Consider the following 2,581-nt stretch of genomic DNA (forward strand, 5'->3'; position numbering starts at 1 on the left):
ACGGCACGATCACCCTCACCGGCGCGGGCGTGGCGGCCGGCAAGTTGGCCCTGACCACGGCCACCATCAACGGCACGGCCGATTCCCTCGTGATGAATGTCAACGGGGCCATCGGCACGCTGAAGGCCGGGGCCATCCTTGATGGTTCCATCACGGCTGCCAGCATGACGACGCTGACCGTCCTCGGCGATCTGGACGCCGACGTCACTCTCACCGGTCAGGGGGTGGCCGCCGGCAAACTGACGCTGGGGACCGCCGCCGTCAGCGGGGCGATCAATGATGCCACGATCGATGTCAACGGTTCCATCGGCACGCTCAAGGCCAAGACCATCCTCGGCGGCTTCACCTCGGCCACCAGCCTGACGACGCTGACCGTCCTCGGCGATCTGGACACCGACATCGCCCTCACCGGCAAGGGGGTCGCCAAAGGCAAGCTCACGCTCACCACGGCGGCCATCAGCGGCGCCGTCGCCGGGGACGACATCCTGAACATCGCCGGGGCCGTCGGCACGTTCCGGGCCAAGTCGTTCGTGGCCGGAAGCCGTCTCACGGCCGACAGCTTGGCCTCGCTCATCGTCTCCGGCAATTTCTCCGGCGATCTCACCCTGACCGGCCGGAACGTGGCGGCGAACAAACTGACGCTCACCACCGTGAGCATCGGCGGCACCGTCACCGGCAGCCATTTCAACGTGAATGGAAACGTAGGGACGTTCACCGCCAAGACGTTTGCCGACAGCGATCTTCTCCTCGGTTACACGCCGAACAATGCCCAAGACCCGATGGCGGGAGGCGTGTTCTCGCCCGGTTTCAAGATCACCACGTTCTCGGTGACCGGGCTGACAGGATCGGTCGCCCCGGCGTTTGCCAACAGCGTCGTGGCGGCCGATACCATCGGCACGGTGACGTTGAAGTCCGTCCAGTCGGCCAACAACGGCCGGAAGTTCGGCCTTCTGGCCCACACGGCCATCACCGGCGCCAAAGTCACGACGCCGGCGCCCGCTTTCACTTACAACAAGAAACTCCCGACGCCGCAGGGCATCGGGGATTTTGAAGTGAAGATTGTTTAATCACGGCGACGGATTCCAAAGGTGCGTTTCACCGGCTTCAGAGATAACGCCGGGTGGTATGTTTCGGCTGCCGAACGAATGACCGGATGATGAAGACTGTGTGTTTTCACCTGCCTCCGTCGTTCGCAGCCGTTACAATTATTCACCATGTCTCCTGTGACTCAACTTCTGAATGCGGCGGCCGGTGGCGACCGCCTCGCCGCCACCGACCTGCTTCCGCTCGTGTACGAAGAGTTGCGAAAATTAGCGGCCAACCGGCTGGCGGACGAATCCCCGAACCAAACACTTCAACCCACCGCCTTGGTTCACGAGGCGTACCTGCGGCTGGTCGGCCCTGCCGACGAGGCCCGGTGGGACAACCGGGGACACTTTTTCGCGGCCGCGGCCGAGGCCATGCGCCGACTGCTCGTGGAGAACGCCCGCCACAAGAGCCGGCTCAAGCGCGGCGGCGACTGGCAGCGAGTTGATTTGGAGGCGGCCGAGTCGATGGCGATGGCGCCGGCCGAGGATCTGTTGTCGATCAACGACGCGCTGACCCGTCTGGAACATCACGACCCGGTCAAGGCCGAACTGGTCAAACTCCGCTTTTTCGCCGGGCTGAGCATGCCGGAAATCGCCCGGTCGCTGGGCATCTCCCTGGCCACCACGGAAAGACACTGGCATTTCGCCCGCGCGTGGCTGTACTCTGAACTGGGCGACGAAGACACGGAACAAAATTCCGGAAATACTCCCGCTTCTTGAGGGGAGTCCGGCCCGTCCGTCGCATTGGTGGATAGCGACCCTTTTTTCGAGCCAGTCAAGTGACGAACAACTCGTCCTCTGTGGAATCCCTGTTTTTCGCGGCCATCGAGAAGCCGACCGACGCCGAGCGCGCCGCCTATCTGGATTCGGCTTGCGCGGGGAATCCCGGCTTGCGCCAACAGGTCGAAAAGCTCCTGAAAGCTGATTCGCGGATGGGAAAGTTTCTCCAAGAACCCGCCGCCAATCTCCTGCCGCCGAAGCCGGATCACACCGTCGAAACGAACGGCCCCGAACCCCCCGCCGCTCTTCAATCCGACGGCAGCCTCCATACTCAGACCGAAGAAGACGATGAGGCGGGCGAGGCGGGATTTGATTTCCTTCAACCGTCGCCCCGGCCCGGCTCGCTGGGCCGCCTCGGGCACTACGAGGCGCTGCAAGTGCTTGGCAAGGGAGGATTTGGGATTGTCTTCCGCGCCTTCGACGAGATGCTGCGCCGCGTGGTCGCCGTCAAGGCGCTGGCCCCGTCCCTCGCCGCCGCCTCTCCCGCCCGCAAGCGATTTCTTCGCGAAGCCCGCGCCTCGGCCGGCGTCCGGCACGACAATGTCGTGCGGGTGTACGCGGTCGAGGAGAAGCCACTGCCGTATCTCGTGATGGAATTCATCCCCGGCGAAACGCTCCAACAGCATATCGCCCGCATTGGACCGTTGGACCCCGGGGAAGTGGCGTCGATCGGGCGGCAGATTGCCGCGGGACTGGCGGGCGCCCCCCCCCCC

General features: G+C 64.3%; 3 protein-coding genes. All 3 read left to right on the forward strand.

Translation table 11 applies throughout. The features are described 5' to 3' along the window. Nucleotides 1-1,067, forward strand: a 1,067-nt coding sequence (locus BGIM_RS0144675) for a translocation/assembly module TamB domain-containing protein (RefSeq protein ID WP_193789082.1), incomplete at its 5' end; no start/stop codon positions are given. Nucleotides 1,068-1,214: 147 nt separating this feature from the next. Next, nucleotides 1,215-1,808 carry a sigma-70 family RNA polymerase sigma factor gene (locus BGIM_RS0144680; protein WP_020476082.1) on the forward strand — a complete coding sequence of 198 codons (594 nt, stop codon included), beginning with the start codon at nt 1,215-1,217 and terminating at the stop codon, nt 1,806-1,808. 59 nt (nt 1,809-1,867) lie between these two features. Further along, the coding region (locus BGIM_RS59465) for a protein kinase domain-containing protein (RefSeq protein WP_157369920.1) at nt 1,868-2,581 on the forward strand (714 nt) is incomplete at its 3' end.

The sequence above is a fragment of the Zavarzinella formosa DSM 19928 genome (assembly GCF_000255705.1).
Classification (GTDB): Bacteria; Planctomycetota; Planctomycetia; order Gemmatales; family Gemmataceae; genus Zavarzinella; species Zavarzinella formosa.

Bases quoted from the DNA above. Each gene is read 5' to 3' on its own strand.
- BGIM_RS0144680 (WP_020476082.1), top strand. From the start codon at position 1,215: ATGTCTCCTGTGACTCAACTTCTGAATGCGGCGGCCGGTGGCGACCGC.